Annotated in this window: 12 protein-coding genes; all 12 read right to left on the bottom strand. The window is 50.2% G+C overall.

Going from position 1 to position 19,805, the window contains the following annotated elements; all coding sequences use genetic code 11:
- Positions 1 to 138: 138 nt before the first annotated feature.
- The 12 genes from ACFQ0N_RS09315 to ACFQ0N_RS09370 all read right to left on the bottom strand — a co-directional run bounded on the left by ACFQ0N_RS09315 (position 139) and on the right by ACFQ0N_RS09370 (position 19,733).
- On the bottom strand, positions 139 to 1,644 hold the full coding sequence (locus tag ACFQ0N_RS09315) for a response regulator transcription factor (RefSeq protein WP_379325151.1): 1,506 nt from the start codon (positions 1,642 to 1,644) through the stop codon (positions 139 to 141).
- Positions 1,637 to 3,427, bottom strand: a complete 1,791-nt coding sequence (locus ACFQ0N_RS09320) for a cache domain-containing sensor histidine kinase (protein WP_379325153.1) — start codon at positions 3,425 to 3,427, stop codon at positions 1,637 to 1,639. The genes ACFQ0N_RS09315 and ACFQ0N_RS09320 overlap by 8 nt, the downstream gene beginning before the upstream one ends.
- 720 nt (positions 3,428 to 4,147) lie before the next feature.
- A complete protein-coding gene (locus ACFQ0N_RS09325) occupies positions 4,148 to 6,358 on the bottom strand; it encodes an alpha-L-rhamnosidase C-terminal domain-containing protein (RefSeq protein ID WP_379325156.1) in 2,211 nt (736 codons plus the stop codon).
- A 23-nt stretch (positions 6,359 to 6,381) separates the two neighbouring features.
- Complete coding sequence (locus ACFQ0N_RS09330; RefSeq protein WP_379325158.1) at positions 6,382 to 7,212, bottom strand: carbohydrate ABC transporter permease; 831 nt, start codon at positions 7,210 to 7,212, stop codon at positions 6,382 to 6,384.
- 13 nt (positions 7,213 to 7,225) lie between these two features.
- Positions 7,226 to 9,136, bottom strand: a complete 1,911-nt coding sequence (locus tag ACFQ0N_RS09335) for an ABC transporter permease subunit (RefSeq protein ID WP_379325160.1) — start codon at positions 9,134 to 9,136, stop codon at positions 7,226 to 7,228.
- Positions 9,137 to 9,234: 98 nt separating this feature from the next.
- Positions 9,235 to 10,902, bottom strand: coding sequence for an ABC transporter substrate-binding protein (locus tag ACFQ0N_RS09340; protein ID WP_379325163.1), 1,668 nt, complete (start codon positions 10,900 to 10,902; stop codon positions 9,235 to 9,237).
- A gap of 241 nt (positions 10,903 to 11,143) precedes the next feature.
- On the bottom strand, positions 11,144 to 12,163 hold the full coding sequence (locus tag ACFQ0N_RS09345) for a LacI family DNA-binding transcriptional regulator (RefSeq protein ID WP_379325165.1): 1,020 nt from the start codon (positions 12,161 to 12,163) through the stop codon (positions 11,144 to 11,146).
- 677 nt (positions 12,164 to 12,840) lie between these two features.
- Positions 12,841 to 14,238, bottom strand: coding sequence for a N,N-dimethylformamidase beta subunit family domain-containing protein (locus ACFQ0N_RS09350; RefSeq protein ID WP_379325167.1), 1,398 nt, complete (start codon positions 14,236 to 14,238; stop codon positions 12,841 to 12,843).
- Positions 14,239 to 14,490: 252 nt separating this feature from the next.
- Positions 14,491 to 15,630 carry a toxic anion resistance protein gene (locus tag ACFQ0N_RS09355; protein ID WP_379325169.1) on the bottom strand — a complete coding sequence of 380 codons (1,140 nt, stop codon included), beginning with the start codon at positions 15,628 to 15,630 and terminating at the stop codon, positions 14,491 to 14,493.
- A 35-nt stretch (positions 15,631 to 15,665) separates the two neighbouring features.
- The gene (locus ACFQ0N_RS09360; protein WP_379325171.1) at positions 15,666 to 17,360 is read right to left on the bottom strand and encodes a vWA domain-containing protein; all 1,695 of its coding nucleotides are present in this window, start codon (positions 17,358 to 17,360) and stop codon (positions 15,666 to 15,668) included.
- Positions 17,361 to 17,372: 12 nt separating this feature from the next.
- A complete protein-coding gene (locus tag ACFQ0N_RS09365; protein WP_379325173.1) occupies positions 17,373 to 18,116 on the bottom strand; it encodes a hypothetical protein in 744 nt (247 codons plus the stop codon).
- 897 nt (positions 18,117 to 19,013) lie between these two features.
- Positions 19,014 to 19,733: a YebC/PmpR family DNA-binding transcriptional regulator gene (locus tag ACFQ0N_RS09370; RefSeq protein ID WP_379325175.1), complete on the bottom strand. Its 720-nt coding sequence runs from the start codon at positions 19,731 to 19,733 to the stop codon at positions 19,014 to 19,016.
- Positions 19,734 to 19,805 lie beyond the last annotated feature (72 nt).

Here is a 19,805-nt window from a genome sequence, read left to right on the forward strand (position 1 = left end):
TCATTGTCATTTTCCCATAGCTGCGAGCGAGGATACATGTGCTTAGGTTGGAAGCTCGGTTGTCGTTTATTACGATGTTTGCATAGAAGGTTAAAAAAGGATGAAGCAGCACTTGCCGGTCTGCTTCATCCTTTATCTCTAATATTCACTCGCCTGCGGCTTCGTCGTCCCCTTTTGCTGTTTGTAATCCAGCGGCGACATTCCGATATGCTTTTTGAACAGCTTGCTGAAATGCGCATAATCGTCATATCCGACCAGCCGGCCTACCTCATAAAGCGAAATGTCCTTTTCCAACAGTTCAATAGCGGCTTCAAGCCTTTTTTGAATCAAGTAATTGATAAAGCTTTTGCCCTTTTCCTGTTTGAACAAATGACTCAAATAGTTCGGGCTGATGTAATACTTCTGCGCCATCTCCTTCAGTGACACCCGGTGCGCGAACATCCGGTCCAAATCCCGGGTAATTTCCTCCACGATTGGCAGCGCATTAATTTCCCCCGGCTTCTTCTTCTGCTCCTCGATCCGTTGCGCCATTTCTTCCAGCAAATCATGGGGGTTGCCATAATGCAGCACAAGCTCCTGCACTGTAAGCGAATCCGGACGGTCGGCATGCCCGCCAGGCGCAGCCAGCTGAGCTAGCGAGAGCATAAAGAGGTTGTACAGCTCAACAAGCCCGTTCAAATGAATGCGGCCTTTGGCAATGCCTTTATGCACGTCGAATAAAGCAGCCTCCAAATGCTCGATTCTGGCCGCTTTGCCAATCTGCTCCCGCAATGCAGGCACTGCTGCATTCACATCTTTTTTATGCCGGTATACACCGGTTATATTGTTCAAGGCGGACGTATCCGCCATCATATTCGCTTGATGATACAGCTTTCCTGCCCGGTCGGCAGGTAATCCGTGCGAGCTGATCCCTACATCCCAGCTGCACTGCGCCGCCAGCTGTCGCAATTCGCGGAACATCTTGCCGGTGCGGACGACAGACAAGTCCGGCAGCCACAATATATAGGCCCACTTATACGGGCTCACTCTGCCGCGAAAAAAAGTGATGCCAAATCGCGCCAGTATCCGATCCGTGGCTAGCAGCTCTTCTTCTGCCAGCGGCGCTTGACTTTTGACAACAGCAAACGCATATTGCTGCTCCTGCTGCCGCGATCCATCTGCGAGCTTCAACTGATCAATGACCTGCCGCAGCGCCACATCCCGCTCAATCCACTCCAGCAGCAGCATGGAGCGGTCATAAGCTTGACGCAGGCTCTGCTCTTCCTTCTGCTGAGACAAGCGTTCTTTGCATTTTTCCAACGTCTGCAGCAGTTCCTCCATGTTGACCGGCTTCAGCAAATAATTGAAGCAGCCCTGCTCAATCGCTTGTTTGGCATAAGTAAATTCGCTGTACGCACTCATGAACACGACCAAGGTGTGCGGTGAAACCCGATTGACAAACGTCAGTAAATCAAGACCGGTTTTGCCTGGCATGCGAATATCACTAATCACGACATCGATCTGCTGCCTTCGCAATATGCTTTCTGCAAGCTGTACGTCGCCAACCTTGGCCGCAATATGAAAGCCCGCTTCCTCCCAGTCGATAATTTGCTCCATATCCTTCAGAATCCAAGGCTCATCGTCCACAAGAAGCAACTTATACATTGCTGTCATCCTCCTTGATCCTAAGCGGAACCGTTACTGTAACTAATGTCCCTCTGCCTGCCCAGCTCTTAATCGACAATCCGTAAGACTCGCCATGATAAATTTGAATCCGTTTATGAATATTGACTAAGCCGATCCCCTGCCCCCATGATTCTTCACTTGCGGAAGAGGCATCCGCACCCTCAAGCTCCGCTTCCAGGCTCGCGATTTTTTCATTGCTCATGCCCGACCCATTGTCCAGCACCTTGATCAGCAAGCGGTCGTCCTGAACGGCAACCTTGATCTTAATGATCCAACGCCCGCTTTTCCCCTCAAAACCGTGAACGAGGCAATTTTCAACGAGCGGCTGCAGCAGCAGCTTGACGATTAATTGACCTTGCAGCGCCGGGTCGTTTACAACTTGGAATTGCAGCCGGTCGCCAAAACGGATTTTTTGAATCGCAATGTATCTTTCAAGATGCTCTAGCTCCTTGTACAGCAGCACATACTCATCCGTCTTCGTAATATAGCGAAAATAGTAGACCAAATTGTCAATCGCCATCGCGACTTCCCTTTTCGCATTCGTCAGTGACATTCCGCGGATGGAATGCAGCACATTATACAAAAAATGAGCATTAATTTGGCTCTGCAGCCCATTCAATTGGAAGAGCTGCTTATCCATCTCGGTCTGGTGCAGCTGCTGCTGCGATTCAAGCAAATTGTCCGTCAGCTTTTTGATCTGATCGAGCATATTGTTGTAGTGATCCTGAATGACGGTAATCTCATTTCTATAGCCGAACTTCAATTTCGCATCCAGATTGCCGCTAGCCGCACGATCGAAAGCATCCGCCATCTTCGTGATCGGGTGGGTCAGGCGCAGATTAAAAGACGCCGCCACCAGCACGACAATCAATATCATGACAATGACACCAGCAACTACGGACAATTGGATGACCGCCGCTTTGTCCAACAGCTTGTCTTCATTAATTAGTGCAATAAATTTCCAATCCATAGTTTTAAGTGGAAACGCTTGATAGATATAATTGACTTCATCGATGCGGACATTCACGGCTTGCCGGTCGGACTGCTCCTGCATCAACCGCTGAATATGCTGAAAACCCAGCTGGCGGCTCGAGGAGCCGACCAGATCGCCCTTCTCATTGACAAGATACAAATTAGCCTTGTTGTCCAAATTGCCCGTATACAAAATTTGTTGAATCCACTTTGTGTCGAGCAGCAAGACGCCGATATAAAGGTTCTGCAAATAGTTGTTTTGCTGGATGGATTTGACGGCCCGAAAAGCAAGCAGCCCCTTTTCCTTTTTCTGACCGTCCAGTGGAGGGGAGATTTGCATTTTGCTGCTCACCACCCGCTGCGAGCGAATGTAGTCCATCTCCTGTGTCAGCAGCTGGCCGGTCGAGACGAGGCGGAAATCCTCGCTGTTGATCATGCCTATCGCTTTAATGGTTGGATCAAGTGACATGTACGAGTTTAAATTGCGCAGCAGTGCATCCGACTCCTGCCATGACTTATTCACAATCATCATCTGCTGAACGTTCCGGTTATAGAAGATCGCCTTGGACAGCTGGTCCACCCGGTTGAAATATTCCTCCAGCCGGTTGTTGGTCTGCGCGACAAACTGATTCATATTATCCAGCGCATTTTCCTTCATAATGTGAATATACGAAAAATAGCCCACTGATCCTAACAGGAGAATGGGCAATACCGCAATGCATATATTAGTAACAATCATCCGATAACTCAGTCTGTATTTCTGGGTGTAAGCAATAAGTTGTTTATACATGTGAGCCTCCACAGATAACCGTGACAACGGTTACAACGCTGTAGTCCTCATCTTAACATAAGCTTTTCGGCGGCGCACATGTATTTTTCAACCAGCATCCATGTCGTTTTTTGTGTTTTATCGAGGGGGAGCGGCTGAGGAGGGGATCACGAGGCTACTTGAGCAGACTTTCCAGGCATGTTGGCGACCTGAGCGGACATACGATCCGTTATTTGCTCGAAAAGCAAGGGAAATTGGGGGGCGCGGACACACGATCCCTTATTTGCGGTTTTTGCTTGACTTTTGCGGGGATGGGAGGCAAATAACGGAACCACGGTCCGCGGACCGGCCATTTTGACCGATTTGTTCACAGATAGAGGATCTACGGTCCGGCAAACTGCCCGCATCTGCCTTAGCGCCATCGCCCCCGTTCAACGATCGAACAAACGAGCTGAAATGTTGCAGTCTGTGCAATAAATCTACGAGCTCAAAGCCGGCATACCCGAATTGTTGTACGAAATACAACAATCTGCTCCTCCACGGGCTTAAACGGCGATGATTGTTGCAAAACGTACAACATTTCCGGTCAATACAGCCGAATCCTGATTGGAATGTTGTAATCTGTGCAATAATTGTGCCGCAGCACCAGCACCGGCACCAGCGCCACTGCCACTGCCACCGTCTCCCCTCCCAACAAGCTGGAAGGGGAGAGCACGAGCCCAACCCCAATCCCCTGCAGCCTCAGCGCTGCTGCAGTGGCAGCGGACTCGCGTCCAGCGGCTGTTCCCCGATACGCGCCGATTTGATCATCTGCCCGTTCTCCAGCCGCCATTCCACCTGGATCGCGCCCAGCGGACTTTGCACCGTACCGCTGCAAGCGGTCAAGCCGGCAATCGCATTCGGCTCGAATGCGATGCTTTTGTAACCCGGCTCCAGCGCTCTAATGCCCAGCACATATTTCGCAATCCACACAACCGGTGTGCTGGACCAGCTGTGGCATAAACTCATGCGATAGGAATTATACGCTGTATAGGTCGTAAGCGAATGATGAAAATCGCTGCCAAGGTTCAGCCTGACGCCTTCCCAGAATGTAGTCGCGCCAGCATGCAGCATTGTTCCCCACACTTCGGCAATTACGGCCCAGGCCTGGTCATGCAGTCCAAACTCGGAGCAGCATTCCGCCAGCCAATAGGCCGACAGCGGAGTTAGCGGATCCTGCAGCTTGTAGCTTTGCAGAAAAGAGAGCGCCCGCTCACGGCTGACATAGCCGCTCTTGATGCCGAGCAATGCCGCCAGCAGCGAGCCAGACGAGCCAGACGAGCCGGAGCCGGACGAGCCGGACGAGCCAGAGCCGGAGCCGCCGATAAAGCAGTCCTCCGCCAGCTCCGCCCGTGGTTCATCCCAGTCGATGCCCAGCTCAGGCAGATAGCCGGCAAGCCGGTTCATCTGCCGCTGCACCAGACTGTATATCGCATTAAGACAATACCAGGACTCGGACTCGCTCATCGGCGACCATTCGATGAAGCTCAGCTCTTTGCGGGCCTGCGGCATGAACAGACCAGTTGCAGCATCTGCATTGGCGCGTACCCATGCAATATGCTTCAACAGATCTTCTTTGATTTCCAGTACAAATTCCCCGTCCCCGGTCTCAAAATAATAGTCCCATATACTGCTCAGCCACCACAACGTATATGAGGGCAGGCTGTTCATCCAATAGCCGTACGGCGTCTGCCCCAGCTCGCGCAAAGAGCGGCGCAGCACCTCATAATCGTCCCACAGCGGGTAATCGGTTTTGGCTGCCAAATAAATATCGTAAGCCCAGTTGAGGCGGTCCCGTTTAATGCCGTCCCACAGGCCGATTTGGTGACATACCTCGCTCGTATGGACCGATACATCATAAATCTGCTGCAGCAGGCTGTGATCGGCCTGCAACCCGCCAACCTGGTTCATGGCAACGCCAGCAGCTTCGAATCGAACGTCCAATTGAAAAGCAGCTCCTTCGTCGCCGCTAATATACAGGCGGATAAACCTCATGCCCTGAGGATTCGCTACAGCCGTGCAGCCGGCCGGTACGATCAGCCACTCCGTCATGCAGCCTTCATAATGGTGCAGCTCCTCCAGCGATTCGGCGCCATTCCACAAAATGCCGATATCGGCAGCTCCATTGTTCGCTACACGCAATCTGGCATTCAGCTCCTTCGGCAATTGCAGCAGCAGCTCAGGCACTCCGCTTAAGTCCAGCTGCTCTTGCTGCGCCCGCCGTTCCTTCCATTCGTTTTGTTTTAGAACATGATAAAAAATATGACGTTCATGGCGGGCCGTTCCCTCAGAAAGCACAATCTGTCCACCCGCGTCGCCCGACAGCCTAATCCCTTCCTCCACGGCAGCAGCCTCCAGATGCGCAGCCGATAGCACGGCCACATCGGAAATCGGCCGCACAGCAATATCCCCGTAGCCTCCGGCAATAAACCATTCCGGCGCATCGTCAAGATCGCCGAAAGGCTCCTCGCCCCATACACAGACAATCGCTGCAGGCAAATCATCGGAAGTGCGCCAAGTGTCGTCGCTTGCAATCCAGAACTGATGGCTGCCGCGCAAAAAGGCGATACAGCCGACAGACCGTTCATGCAGATGAATATTGATCGGATAAATCGGCATCGGCTCCGCCACGCTAATCGCCAGGCGGATTGTATGCAGGCCCGGCTCCAGCCGCTCAGGCAGCCCGCCCACCCGCATAAAGGAAGAAGCATTGCTCGCCAGTTCCGGAAAATTGTCAATTGCATTGCCGTTCAAAAAAACTTCTGCCGCCCCCGTACAAGCCAGCTTCATTTCCGGCAGCTCAACCGCATCATCGAGCTGAAACGATTTCTCCAGCACGATCTGCCGCTGGCGCGCACGTTCCGGATGCCAAATCCAGCACGGAATCTGTTCCATTTTTTGTTGTATGATCATCTGCTCTCACCCGGATTCATCTATTATATTTTTAATGCGCCTTGCGTAATGCCTTGGATGTAATATTTCATGCCAAAGCTGAACAGCAGCACTAGCGGCGCTGCCGATATCATATAAGCGGCAAATTCCACACCCATGTTGGAGATGCCAAATTGATTCGTAAACTGCGTCAGCCCTACGCCGATCATCTGAATACTGTTCGATTTAATAGTCAGCAGCGGCCAAATATAATCGTTGTAAATGCCGACAGATTGCATGATGAGCAAGGTCATCAGCACTGGAACCGATAATGGCAGCACCATGCGCATAAAGACGACCACTTCGCCGGCCCCGTCTATTTTGGCGGAGTCGAACAGTTCATTCGAAATGCCAGCCATAAAGCTCCTGCACAGAAATGTGCCGAAAATTTGCCCGCCGGCAGCGGCGCTAACGATAATGACCCAAGGCGTATTGACCAAGCCCAGATTCGCATACAGCACATAGGACGGAATAAGTGTCATGACACCCGGAATCATCATAATCGCCAGCATCATCATAAACAGCACCTCTTTGCCCAAAAAATCCTTTTTGGCAAAGGTGTAGCCCGCAACGGCCGATAAAGTGACGACAAGCAAGCTTCCGACCGCTGCATAGCCGATCGTATTCAGCGTATACCTCCAAATGGCATGAAAAGCCTCTTCATAGTTGCCGAATTGCGCCGGAACCGGCAGCGTCCAGATGCCGCCCAAAATTTGAGCATTATTTTTCAAGGAGGAAATCAAGGTGAAGGCGATCGGCGCCAGCGTCAAGCCGACAATGATAATGAGCAGCGCATACAGCCACGACTGCCGGACAAGCTTCCGTTTCTCTGTCATCTACGCCACCCTCCTAATCTGTATTCGTTTTAATAAATTTCATATTAATGATGGTAATGATCAGGATGATAACGAACATACTGACACCAAGTGCCGAGGCATAGCCCATATCGTTAAACTTCGTCGCCGCAAAATACATCTGTAGTGCAGGCACATAGGTGGAATCGGCAGGCCCGCCGCCGGTCACGATCAAAATGGAACCGAAATCTTGAATGATGCCGATCAGGCTGAGCACAATAAGCAGCTTGAACTGCCCTGCCAGCAGCGGCAGATGAATCGAACGGATAATGCGCCATGACCTTGCGCCGTCGATGCGCGCTGCCTCGATCACTTCTTCCGGAATCGCAATCAGACCGGAATACATGACCAAGAGCTGCAAAATCCCGACAAACGGGAAGCCAATCAGGATAAGGGCCCATAGCGCTGTTTTCGGGTCGCCCAGCCATGCATGGCCAAATGAACCAAGGCCGATCGTATGCAGCAATTGATTGATCAGACCGATATTTGGATCGAACATATCCTGCCAGATCAACAGCATGCCTACTGACGGAATTACCATTGAGATGACGAAGGCTGTGCGGAAAATATATTGCGACTTTTTGCTTCGCAGATGATAGATCAGCTCAGCAACAATAAGAGGCGGAATAAGCGCCTTGAACAAGCCAGTTACGATCAAAATAAGCAGATTGCCTGCCCCTTTGGTTACATAAGGATCGCTCAGCATCCGTTTAAAATTGGCAAGCCCGATAAATTCGCTTCTTGCTCCCGGCTTCCAGTCATATAAGGAATGAAAAAGTCCGGAGAAGGATGGAATGTACAGAAAAATGATAATCAGTGTAAAGCTCGGCAGCAGCATCAGGTAAGCCGTCTTACTTTTCCAAAGCCGCTGCAAAATATGAGGCTTCTTTTTCCGCAGCCAAATATACAAGCCTGCCAGCAGCAATATAACAGCTGCAATAGCAGAAACAAGCAATGCCTTCTGCGCAAATTCCGCCTGCTTCCCTTTTTCCAGCACCGCGCCTACCGCATATTGAAAGACAGCTCCTTTATCCGAAGCGGCGTACAGGCGATTGCCGTCATGACTGAAACGAATTTGCTGTCCGGCTCCCGTTTCCTTCGTCGTCCATAATGGTTTGCCGTCTGTATTTGCTACGTAATAGTTGCCGGAATAATCGGCTACGGCGATAAATTGGCCATCCTTGGTGATATCCACAGAGGTAACTTTATCCTTGGTAGTGAGCGTCCCCTTCAAGGCTCCTTCACTTGTGTAGAGAAAGGCTTTATTATTCGACGTTCCGATGACGATCGTCCCGTTGTCGGCGGCCGCAATTGATACAATATCGCCGCTTAGCGGAACTTTGTATTGCTGATCGCTGGCCTGATTGAACAGATAACCATACTGGTTGGCCGCTCCTGCCGCCAGCCATTCACCGTTCGGCGACAAAGCGGCATTTTTCACGGTAATTTCCAGCGGCAGCTCCTGCACAACCTCTCCAGCCCCATCCAGCAAGTAAATGACATTCGTATTGTATAGGGTTATGACTGCCAATTGGCCATCGGCTGTTGCTGACAGCGTTTTGATCATTTTTTTGAAATCCTTGTTCCATACCTCTTTTCCGCCTGCATCAATCCGGTACAAATGGCGATCGTCCGAGGAGACCAGCAGCTGGCCATCACTTAAAAGCGCTACCCCTGTTACAACGTTTTTCGCTAAAAATTCGAACTTTTGCGTACCGTCCTGACCTAGCAATATGGCGCTGGCGTTCTGGGTGCCAACTGCTACAGCTTCGCCATCCTCCGAGATGGATAGCGATTTGATCGTCAGCTTCTGCTCCATCTCCCAAATTGGCTGGGAGGCATGCGCAGCTTGCGCGAAGAGGAGCAGCAGCGTTACAGCAAGCAAATAGGATGTCATTCTTCTCATGCGCTATTGATCACTCCATTCCAATCAAGAAGAGCTAGAGCCGCAAGCACTCCCGGATGAGAGCCCTGCGGCGCCAGTACACTTGCCTTGCTAATCGGCTATTCGCGGGTCGGCGGCTGGCGCTCCGGATTATCAAGGTCGGAAAGCTCCTTTTTGCGCTCCTTCAGCATCGCCTCGAATTTGGCATCAATATCAGTCTGATACTGCTTCAACAGCTGGTCGACATCGATTTCATCGTTAAAATATTTGGAGATCAGGCCGATATAGCTTTGTACGGACGGCTGATAATCATAAAGGCCGCGAGCCAGGGTGTTGCCAGGGCTGGGAAGGCCCTCTGTGTTGCCGATCGCATCAAAGGATTCGAATGTTTTCTTCATGCTTTCCGGAAGCTCAATATCGTTCAGCAGCGGAGCACCGTTCAGCGAAGCATCCTTCGAGTTCTGGATGGCCTCCAGATAGACTTTATATCCTTCCGGACTGGTCAAATACATCATAAAATCGACGTTAAGCGCCGTTTGCTCGGCATTTTTCTTCACAAAGCCATAGAAGCCTGTGTAAATATGAATCGTTCTGGCCGGTGCTTGCACATGCTCGCCTTCCATGGAAGGCATATTGAAGTAGCCGAAGTCGAACGATTTTACGCCGCCGGTTTCGCCTGTCAGCTCGGCATCGGCAAAATCTTTAGGCAACTGCCAATAGGAAGAAGGAAGCGCTACCATTGTTGCCGCTTTGCCTGTCAAAAACAGCTTGTAAGCCTGCTCCTCGGACATCCCCATAAAGCCGTTCGGCGCATAGCTGAACAATTTTTTCAAATTAATCATCACTTCGCGCCATGCCGGATTGCCCTCAACCTTGTAAGGACCGGTTTTGTCCTTGATTGCTTTCAGCACCCGCAGCTCATTGGTCGATACTTTTGAATTTGCATCATTGTATGGATCATTAATATCAAACTTCCATGATTCATCGATGTTAGCCATATAGGTGTAGTCATCGGGCTGGGATTTGACCAGCTCGATATAATCGCGAAAATATTGATCCGGGTAAATGCGCATGAGCCAGCCGGCCTGGCCGCTCCATAAGGAAAGCGCGTTGCCGCCAATCGTAAATGGTGTTACACCGGACTGTTTCAGCTTATCGAAGGCAGCGGTCAGCTCGTTGAAAGTTTTGGGCGCGCTTTCGATCCCGGCCTTCGCGAACAGCTCTTTGTTATACATCCATAAAATTTGCACCGATTCAAAGTTAAGCGATTGCAAAGTAACCAGATTAGGATCATCCAGATTGACGCCCATTCCGCTCAAATTAAAGCTTTCCTTCCACTGCTTGCCGGTATACGGATTCACCGTCTCCATCCATGGCTTGAAGTCCATAAATTTTTGATCGGAATTCAGATCGCTGTTTTCATTTGTATTGACAAAATCGGCCTCCGGCTCGCCTGCGGCAAATTGGGCCTGCAGCCACTCGCGATAGCCCTCTGCCGGCTTTATATCGACTTCGACCTTTACGCCCGGATGCTTCGCCATGTACGCTTCCGCTACCTTGCCCCATACTTCTGACGATGAACCGCGCAGCGAGATCCGCAGCGTTCCGCTTTTAGGCTCTTCTTGCTTGTCAGGCTCCTTTTTCGGTTCAGGCTCCGGCGCAGGCTCCGCGGGCGGCGGCGTGTTCGTCGATGATGTACCCGGACTGTTATTCGAACATGCGGCAAAGACGGCAATCATAAGTGAAGCAATTAATAGCAGGCTAAGTTTTTTTCTAATTCTGACCATGCCTTTCACTCCCCTGTAATTTTTGGTACTCGCTGTCATTTGCATGAAAGATGTTGGATAACCCGCATCACTCCCTTCAATGTACAGTTGTCGAAAGAGGTACAAAAACGTTTTTGCATTGTCGAAAAAAAAAGAGGCATATTGCGATAAAGATGCCTCATGCGGGCAAAAAGCCGAATCAGGCGGCCCCTGTTTTCAGGCTGGCTCCCTGCACAATACGATTTTTTGCCTCCTGCGTCGTTTAGGCCGATCCCCGCTCACATATTGTGCAGGGCAGCACTACTGTCTGGATATCGTCGAAGTTGATTTCGCCATCAATAATCTTCATCAGCAGCTGTGCAGCTTCGAAACCCATCTCTCTCATCGGCAGCTCAATGGAGGTAATCGGCGGGCTCGCCAATTGAGATACCATTGTATTGTCAAAGCCGATGACCGCTATATCGTCAGGCACCTTATAGCCCAGTTCCTGAATCTTCTCTACGGCTCTTGCCGCAATAACGTCACGCCCGGCAATGATGGCAGTCGGACGATCTTTCGCCGCCAAAGCAAGCAGCTTCTCTGTCTCTACGTAGCCGCTGTCCGGATTAAAGGAGCCGATCTCGACCAGGCGCTCGTCAAAGCCGCCGCCCAGTTCCTCCATCGCTTGCTTGTAGCCGTTATACCGGTCTAGCGATGCGTCTACTTCCAGTGTACATGGTGTAATTAACGCGATGCGGCGATGGCCTTTACCCAGCAAATATTTGACCGCATCGTATGCGCCTTGCTCGTTATCTGCATTCACACTGTGGCATAAGTTCGGAATCGCAGGCCGGCCCAGCAGCACGAAAGGGAAACGATTTCTGGTAAGCTCCTCATACGGCTGACTTACCGCCGCACCCATCAAAATCAAACCATCGGCAGATTGCTTGCGGTAAACATCGAGCAGATGATCCATAATTTTATTCGTCTGCGGCTTCTGAAAAGAAAGGAGCAAATCATAATTATTAGTTGACGATGCTTGACCCAGCCCCCTGATCACATCAAGGAGAATGCCGTTCTCCAGCCCTTCTGCCGTGTCTTCAACAACCAGGCCAATGTTGTTCGTCTTCTTCGTCACTAAGCCCCGTGCAGATTGATTAGGCCTGTAATTAAGCTTCTCAATCGCATCGAATATCCGTTTCTTCGTCGCCTCCGCCACATGCGCCGAGCCATTGACTGCAAAAGAGACTGTGCATACTGCAACTCCTGCCTCGCGAGCGACATCCTTTATTGTAACAGCCATTTATACCACCTATCCAAAACGTTTTTGCAAAAACGGTTTTGATATAAATTTACATCCAATTGCAAGCGCTGTCAATACTGCAATTTTAACTTTCTCTGGCGGACTTGTCAGCGCGGACACAAATAGGCGGACCTTCGGGGCTGGCGCTTTAATCCGGGATGGCGATTTTTTGCCGCAGGTGCAGGCAACGGTGAGTCATTGCGGACATACGATCCGTTATTTGTACGAAAACCAGCTCATTCAGAGGCTTCACGGACAAAGGATCCGTTATTCGTGGATTTTACCGGGGTATTGGGGCAATTTGAGGCAAATAACGGAACCACGGTCCGCGAGCCAGCCGTTTGGGCACATTTGTTCACAGATAACGGATCCACGGTCCGCTCATGACCTGTCGGGTCCGCTTCGCCCCCACTTACCCGACGTCTAACTGGATTTTCTACAGGTAGATTCAAGCGAATAGGAGAATTCGGCTAACCTAGCTGGAAAAACTGCATTTAAAATGGTTGATTTTCGCCCATGCCGCTCTTTTGGCACAAACTAAATGGAATTTTTCCCTTTAGCTACCATTTTTTCGCCTTCAAGCAGCAAATTAGCTGCATAAAATCCATTTAGTCATAATTTCTCCCTCACGCGGCCAGAAAAAAAGCAGGCTCGCCACAAAGCCTGCTTTCGATTCATTATCGCGTACTTAAGCATTTATCCAGTAAGTTGCGGGTGATCATCTGTACTCGGGCATCGACGCCCTGCGGCCGCCCGAATGTCCCCATTGCTGGTATATGCCCCGGCGGACAGCTAAGCCCTTCCGCCCACCATATTGTTCCGGCATTAAACACCCAGTTTCCCTTCGGCCCCGGATAAATAACGGCGCTATGGCGCCCCGGCTCATGCTTCGTTGCCTCCGCTTCTTCAAAAGGCGGCCATACAGCAAGCTCGCTTTCAGCGACAATCTCCAGACCGTCGACTTCCTTAAACGGAGTCCCATGATATTCCCAACCGACCAGTCCCGGTATACGGTCGCCCTGCTTCATGCCAGTACCTTCGAACAGCCAGTGATCTGGCTTGGTCACTGTCCAATCGCCGTAACCCGGACCGAAGGTCGAGGACCCCATCAATTCATGTTCATCTGTAAACCGTCTATCTCTGGCAAATGAGCGGAAGCGGCCGCCATACGTCTTTATCTCATGGTACATAGCATTACCGGAAAGAAAAAGCAGGCTTACTCCAGCATCCCTGGCGCCGGACGCATGGTTATACATTTGCCGCGTCCAGTACTCATCGTGACCAATGGAGATAAAAACCCGGCACTTCTCTGCCAAATCTGCATCTGTATGCAAATCCAGGTTAGAGTAATAGGCCACATCATAGCCTTCACTCTCCAGCCAGTAGGCTAGCGGATACTCCCATAACAGAAACTCGCCTGAGCCGCAGGATAAAGGCGCATCAACAACCTGCGGATATTTGGCATATGGCCGGTCGAAGCCTACTCGCACATTTGGCCCCTGATACCAAAGGTACGGCGAGCCATCGTCATAAAGTGAATTAACGCCAGGCCATTTATTATAAGCCTGCCATGTCAAATCGCTAACCTGCACAATAATGTCTGCCGGCCCTCGTCTTTTCACAACAAATATAATATAACTTTGCGCCGGCTGCGGCAGCTCTCTGGAAAGCTTGGCCAAATATACGCCGCTTGGCCAGTCCTCAGGGATAACATAGGAGACAGCCGTCTCCCACTGGCATTCTCGCAAACGTTCAACCGATTCCCGCGGCAATGGCTGGGGCTTGCCTTCCAGCGCGTCAAATTCGGCATAATGCCGTCCGCCTTTGCCCCCATAGAAGCCCATCCGGTAAATATCGATCGTATAAGATCCTGCAGGATTCATGCTTACTTTGAAATCAATGCTTTCGCCGGGGTACACGCTTGTCGCCGAGGCAAAGCCTTCTATCGCCGGGGAGCGCAAGCCTCTTGTTAGCGGCAATCCCATCGTCGATTCCGGATATTCAAACAAAAAACGAGTAATTTGCCAATCCAATGTACCTTCAAGCTGATTCTCCGCCACAATTGCATTTGCCACTAAGCTCGCCCCCCATTATCATACGACACCTGTATTGAACATGTATTCCAATTGTGTTCTATCACCAATATATCCTAGGATAACGAAAGGTGTAAATACAAAAAAAGATACAAGTAAAGACAAAAACTAAGTACTTAAAATACCACATCTCCCTGAAAAATTCAGCTTTCCTAGCAAGTAATCCCATTTTAATAAAAATAAAAGTCTGCCCATGGTCAGCCTCAGCTCACCTATGGACAGACTTTTTTCACTTTAGAAGCCGAGCTCTTTGCGCTTTTCCATCCGCTCGATATGCTTCTCGCCTTCGTTAGCCAGCTCCCGGAATGTGGTGATCGTATCGCGCATCTTCGGCAGGGCGTCCTGCTTATACTTGCTGATCGCATCAAGGGCTGCCAGCACATCGGAGAAAGATTTTTTCAGCGTTTCTGCGGAAATATTGGCCTCCAGCGACTGCTTATGAATCGCCGCACCTTGGTTTTTCAGCATGGAAGAAGTAGCGCTAATCAGTTGATCCGTCGTTTGGTTCAGCATCTCGATCTTTTTAAGTACAATTTTTTGGTTGTACAGCGCACCCGCTACTGTAACCGAGATTTTCAAGGCGGAGATCGTCACATTGCGCGCCCGGTCAACGCCGCGGATCAATTCTTTGTTATTGCGCATGACGACTTCCATTGCCATAATCCCTTGCTGATTGACCACCATCATCTGCTGCAAATCCATTAAACGCTGACGCAGCGGGAACAAGATTTCTTCCGTCACGAAGCGAATTTTTTCTTCGTCGCCGCCGCGCGCCTTTTCTACCTCAATACGCGTTTCAATCTCTTGATCCATTAAAGAGCCGAGCTGAATTTCCTTTTCCAGCTTTTTCGTAAGCTCTCTCAAGGAGTCCTGTTCCAGCTGCAGCGTCGTGTTGTCATTGCGCAGCACGGTCTTCCCTTTTTCCAATGAAGTTATAATATCCGAAATGACAATATCCGCCTTTTCATATTTGGCAAAATAGGCCCGCAATGGATTGAATAGCTTGCCGAGGAAGCCCGTCTTGGCAAAGTCAATCATGCTTGGATCCAGGTCCTTCAGCTGCAGGTGCAGCTCGGTCAAGCCTTTGGCCACTACCCCGCCTTCGTCGCCGGTCTTCGACAGATTGTTGATCGTCACTTGCATTAGCGAATTTTTTTCGGAGGAAGAGCGCATTGTCCCCATGCCGAAGCTATCGATCGATTGCAGAATGTCCCGCCGTTTGTCCGACGCGTCCATATCAAGCTCAAGAATTGCCGTCACATTGGCATCAGCAAGCTGCTTCAGCTTCGCAAGCTCCTCAGGTACCGGCTTTACCTCTTCCTCAATCACTTGCTTGATTTCTTCCGGATTGACGACTTCCATTGAAAATGACATTGCATCCCATCCCTTCATAAAATATAACGGTATAATTACATTTGAACATTGAACAGGTTGCCGATTTTATACACAACATCATCATTATCGGCATCGATGCTTGCGGCTTCGTTGATGCTGGAGATGCTTTGCAGCGCCTTAATGTTGGCATTGTAGCCGATTGTATAGATCGGGACCTTATAAGCCTCAATCAAGCCTCTGATGTCATCTAGCGAATGGCCCTCGTTCGTATCTCCGTCGCTAAGCACAAAAATCAGCGGCTTCGTATCCGGATTGACGGCCATTTCATCCTTCAGCATCTTCATGGCGACTGCAATCGCGTCAAAGGTCGCTGTGCCGCCTCCAGCCTGCAGACTGTCCACCGCGCCGACAAACATCGATTGCTGATTTGTATCATATTTGCCAATCGGCAAATTGATCGTGACGTCGCTGGAATAGGACACAAAGCCAATCTTGTTGTCCTTGCCCAGATACTTTTGACCCTTCAATAACGATTCCTTTAACCGATTAAGCGGCTCGCCGTCCATGCTGCCCGAGACATCCGCTACAAACACGGCGGTAATCGGCTTATTGCCGCTCTTCTTCTCTTTCCACAGCTTTTGCGCCGCGGGCAGCAAATTGCCATCGACCGCATCAAATTCCGCTTTGTAATCATTCATGCCATTAAAGCCTTTATCCTCGCCCAGCTTCTGATACTTCTCCTGTTCGGCAAATGCGGCGAATTGCTTCAATATCTCCTGCTTCTCTGCCGACACTTTGCCTAAAGCATACAGTGGGCTATCATGACGGACACCAAATGGGGTAAATACATACCCGCCCTTCAGATCCGAGACATTCACATACGTTTGATACTCCAGCACGAACGCATCCAGCGCACCCGACTTGGCTGCGTCACGCATTTGGATCGTAGTAGAGGCAATGAACGGCACATTGGTCTGGAACTTCTCAAATCCCTCTACCGCCTTCGCGCTCAGCATATCAGAGCTGTCGAAGGTGCGCAGTGCCGTCACCAAAAAGTTCAGTCCTGTCGAGCTGGCGAAAGGATCCGTATAGCCCATCGACAACTCATTCTTGGCGATAGCTGTAGTGATGGCAGCAATGTTAAGCGAGCCGTACTTCTCCACCAGCTCATCATACTTGGCTTTAGTAGAAACTACGCCTGTGACATTGCCGATCAGGCGCTTGGAGATCATTTTTGTCGCCACACCGTTCGCTTTGATCATCTCGCCCCACAGTTCATTCGAAGGCGTGATCGCATCCGGCACATATTTGCCTGAACGAATAAAATCAGTGGCCGTTCCTGAGGCAATATTGCGGATTTTCACCGATACCGGCTTGCCGCCTACGGTCGGCTTCGAGTTATTAAAGGCCTCAGCCACCTCATTCAGCCAGCCATCGGTGCCGGTTCCCGCCTTCTCGGGCGAAGAGAAAATTTCCACAAAATTGTTGGTCGTATTTTCGACAGATACCGGAAATTTGGAAATGTCCGGCAGCGACGAGCCGATATCGACCGGATCGAGATCAATCAATCCTTTGCGCTGCTCCGCCGTTTTTACATTAATATTTTTATAGATCTTTTCAAGCTTTTTATCTGCGCTGTCCTTACTTACTTCGCCTTGGGACTTCCCGAGATCGGAGGTAAGATTAACGCCATAATATACGATTGCGAATACAACGATTGCTATAATGCCAAGTACGACAACGGGTCTCCCTTTCCCTTTTTTCGCCATGCCCATCTCCCCTTACTGCTTGTAGTATTTGGTATGCTTGATCAGATCATCGATCTCCTTCATGCCAGGCATATCTTCAATATCATTATAATCCGCCGTTCCCAACTGGGAAATTTCCAGCATCAGCTTATCCAGCTTGAGCAAAATCTCCTCATTCGCCCCCAAATAACCTGCTATGTCGGCCAGATACTCATTGAACAGACTCATTTTTTCCTCAATAAGCCGGCTGGAGAACTTGCTCTTATTTTGCTGACTGGCAAATAACGTAAACTCGGATGCATCGAACACGTTCAACTTTACGAGCATCCCTTTTATATTTTGATAGAACAGCTGCTCAACCTCATGAATGACAGCGCGAAACTTCATATAGCTCAGCTCTGTCGTCTCAAAGCGCTGACCCAGCACCTCAAGCAGCGCTTTGCTCTTTTTCTCAATACGATCCAGCTGCTCCTCGGCAAGCATAATGTCGCTCTTCAGCACCTTTACATTCCGGTACTGCTCCAATGCCGGTCTGTAATCTTCCTGCGATTTGATCTCTCTTACCGTAATGACTAACGGAGGTCTAAAAAGCAACGAATAGCTGCTGTAAAGCAAAACGATACAGCTAACAACCAGCAAAGTGGCTCCAAATGCGGTTCCAAGCGCACTGTCTCCGCCAATCTCTACGCCAAGCAGCCCCGGCGACAATACGACTACATTCACAATAACGATAATGGCAATAATTAGCAGCAGCTTCCCTATGCTTGAGCTGTTCAAGCCCACACCCCCTTAACTTCCGCTTTATTTCGACGATTTCCTAAATTTCGACAAAAAGCTAAGCAATTCCTTTATTACTATACGTCATACCGGGCAAAACGTAGCATTCTTTTTTGAGTGCCCTGCACGCCGCGGCATATGTCACATACCTCATCATACCAGAGGGGCTCCTTTTTTTTAAAGCTCTTTTTGCATCAATTTGGCAGAGCATACAAGACCGCTCTCTAATGTGCCGCGGCGCCCGACGCCCTCGTTGCGGACTTATGATCCTTTATTTGGTCGAAAACCGGCTAATTCGTAGGTTTCGCGGACACACGATCCTTTATTTGCGGCTTTTGCGTGATTTTTGTGGGGATTTGAGGCCAATAACGGAACCAGGGTCCGCCGCCCTGCCGTTTTGGCACGTTTGTTCACAGATAAGGGATCTACGGTCCGCGTGCAGCCCACTTCAACCGCGCTTACAGATGTCCACAATGAATCGACAGCCTCCAAGGGTCCGGCAAACAGGAATTATTGCGCATCAGCCCCATTGCCAATGACCGGCAACAGGGAAATGCGCTCATATGTTGCAGATTGTGCAACAAATCCTTGGCGCAAAATAAGCATGTCCCCGAATTATTGTACGAAATGCAACAATCTGCTCCTCCAATGGGGTGAAATGGCGATGATTGTTGCAGAACGTACAACATTTCCCCGAAAAGTGCTACAATCCCGGTTGAAATGTTGTATGCTGTGCAACATTGGGCCCTGGTGCTGGGCCCCAACTCCCCAGTGCCCGGCCCACGGTGCCCCGGCGCCCCGCTAACGCCCCGCCACACAACAAAAAAGAGCGCCATATTCGGCGCTCCCGGCTTTTTTCCCTGCTTGGGCCTGTTCAGGCCCGGATTCTTTATATCATTAATCGTCCAGCTCAACATTATGATACACTTGCTGCACATCGTCCAGATCCTCAAGCACATCAAGCATCTTCTCGAATTGCGCTTGCGCATCGCCTTCAAGTGTAATGTAGTTTTGCGGCAGCATCGTGATCTCCGCTACTGTAAATTCCGCGATCCCTGCATTGCGGCAAGCCTCCTGCACCGCATGAAACTGATCCGGCTCCGCATAGATGATGATCGTCTCGTCCTCTTCCAAAATATCGCGCACTTCAAGATCGGCATTCAGCAAAATTTCCAGCATATCGTCAGCCGTCTTGCCATCGACCCCGATTACTGCCGTCTGATCGAACATATACGTGGCAGAACCGCTCACGCCAAGGCTGCCGCCGTTTTTATTAAACGCCGCGCGCACCTCAGACGCTGTCCGATTCACATTGTTCGTCAGCGCGTCTACGATAACCATCGACCCGTTCGGCCCGAAGCCTTCGTAGCGCAGCTCGTCGAAGTTTTCATCTGATCCGCCCTTCGCCTTCTCCACCGCACGGTCAATAATTGCCCTCGGAACATTGTAGGTCTTCGCCCGCTCGATAACGAATTTCAAAGCCTGATTCGATTCCGGATTGGGCTCCCCTTGCTTGGCCACAACATAGATCTCCCGGCCAAACCGGGCATATATACGGCTTGTATTTGCATCCTTGGATGCTTTCTTTTCCTTAATATTGTTCCATTTACGACCCATACTGCGCTCGCTCTCTTTCCGTAGTAAATATAAGTCCTGTCCCTAATTATATCGCTACAATGGGGCGGGAGC

This window comes from Paenibacillus sp. GCM10027626, from assembly GCF_042676285.1.
Taxonomy (GTDB): domain Bacteria; phylum Bacillota; class Bacilli; order Paenibacillales; family Paenibacillaceae; genus Paenibacillus_Z.

Bases quoted from the DNA above. Each gene is read 5' to 3' on its own strand.
- ACFQ0N_RS09315 (WP_379325151.1), bottom strand. From the start codon at position 1,644: ATGTATAAGTTGCTTCTTGTGGACGATGAGCCTTGGATTCTGAAGGAT.
- ACFQ0N_RS09320 (WP_379325153.1), bottom strand. From the start codon at position 3,427: ATGTATAAACAACTTATTGCTTACACCCAGAAATACAGACTGAGTTAT.
- ACFQ0N_RS09325 (WP_379325156.1), bottom strand. From the start codon at position 6,358: ATGATCATACAACAAAAAATGGAACAGATTCCGTGCTGGATTTGGCAT.
- ACFQ0N_RS09330 (WP_379325158.1), bottom strand. From the start codon at position 7,212: ATGACAGAGAAACGGAAGCTTGTCCGGCAGTCGTGGCTGTATGCGCTG.
- ACFQ0N_RS09335 (WP_379325160.1), bottom strand. From the start codon at position 9,136: ATGAGAAGAATGACATCCTATTTGCTTGCTGTAACGCTGCTGCTCCTC.
- ACFQ0N_RS09340 (WP_379325163.1), bottom strand. From the start codon at position 10,902: ATGGTCAGAATTAGAAAAAAACTTAGCCTGCTATTAATTGCTTCACTT.
- ACFQ0N_RS09345 (WP_379325165.1), bottom strand. From the start codon at position 12,163: ATGGCTGTTACAATAAAGGATGTCGCTCGCGAGGCAGGAGTTGCAGTA.
- ACFQ0N_RS09355 (WP_379325169.1), bottom strand. From the start codon at position 15,630: ATGTCATTTTCAATGGAAGTCGTCAATCCGGAAGAAATCAAGCAAGTG.
- ACFQ0N_RS09360 (WP_379325171.1), bottom strand. From the start codon at position 17,360: ATGGCGAAAAAAGGGAAAGGGAGACCCGTTGTCGTACTTGGCATTATA.
- ACFQ0N_RS09370 (WP_379325175.1), bottom strand. From the start codon at position 19,733: ATGGGTCGTAAATGGAACAATATTAAGGAAAAGAAAGCATCCAAGGAT.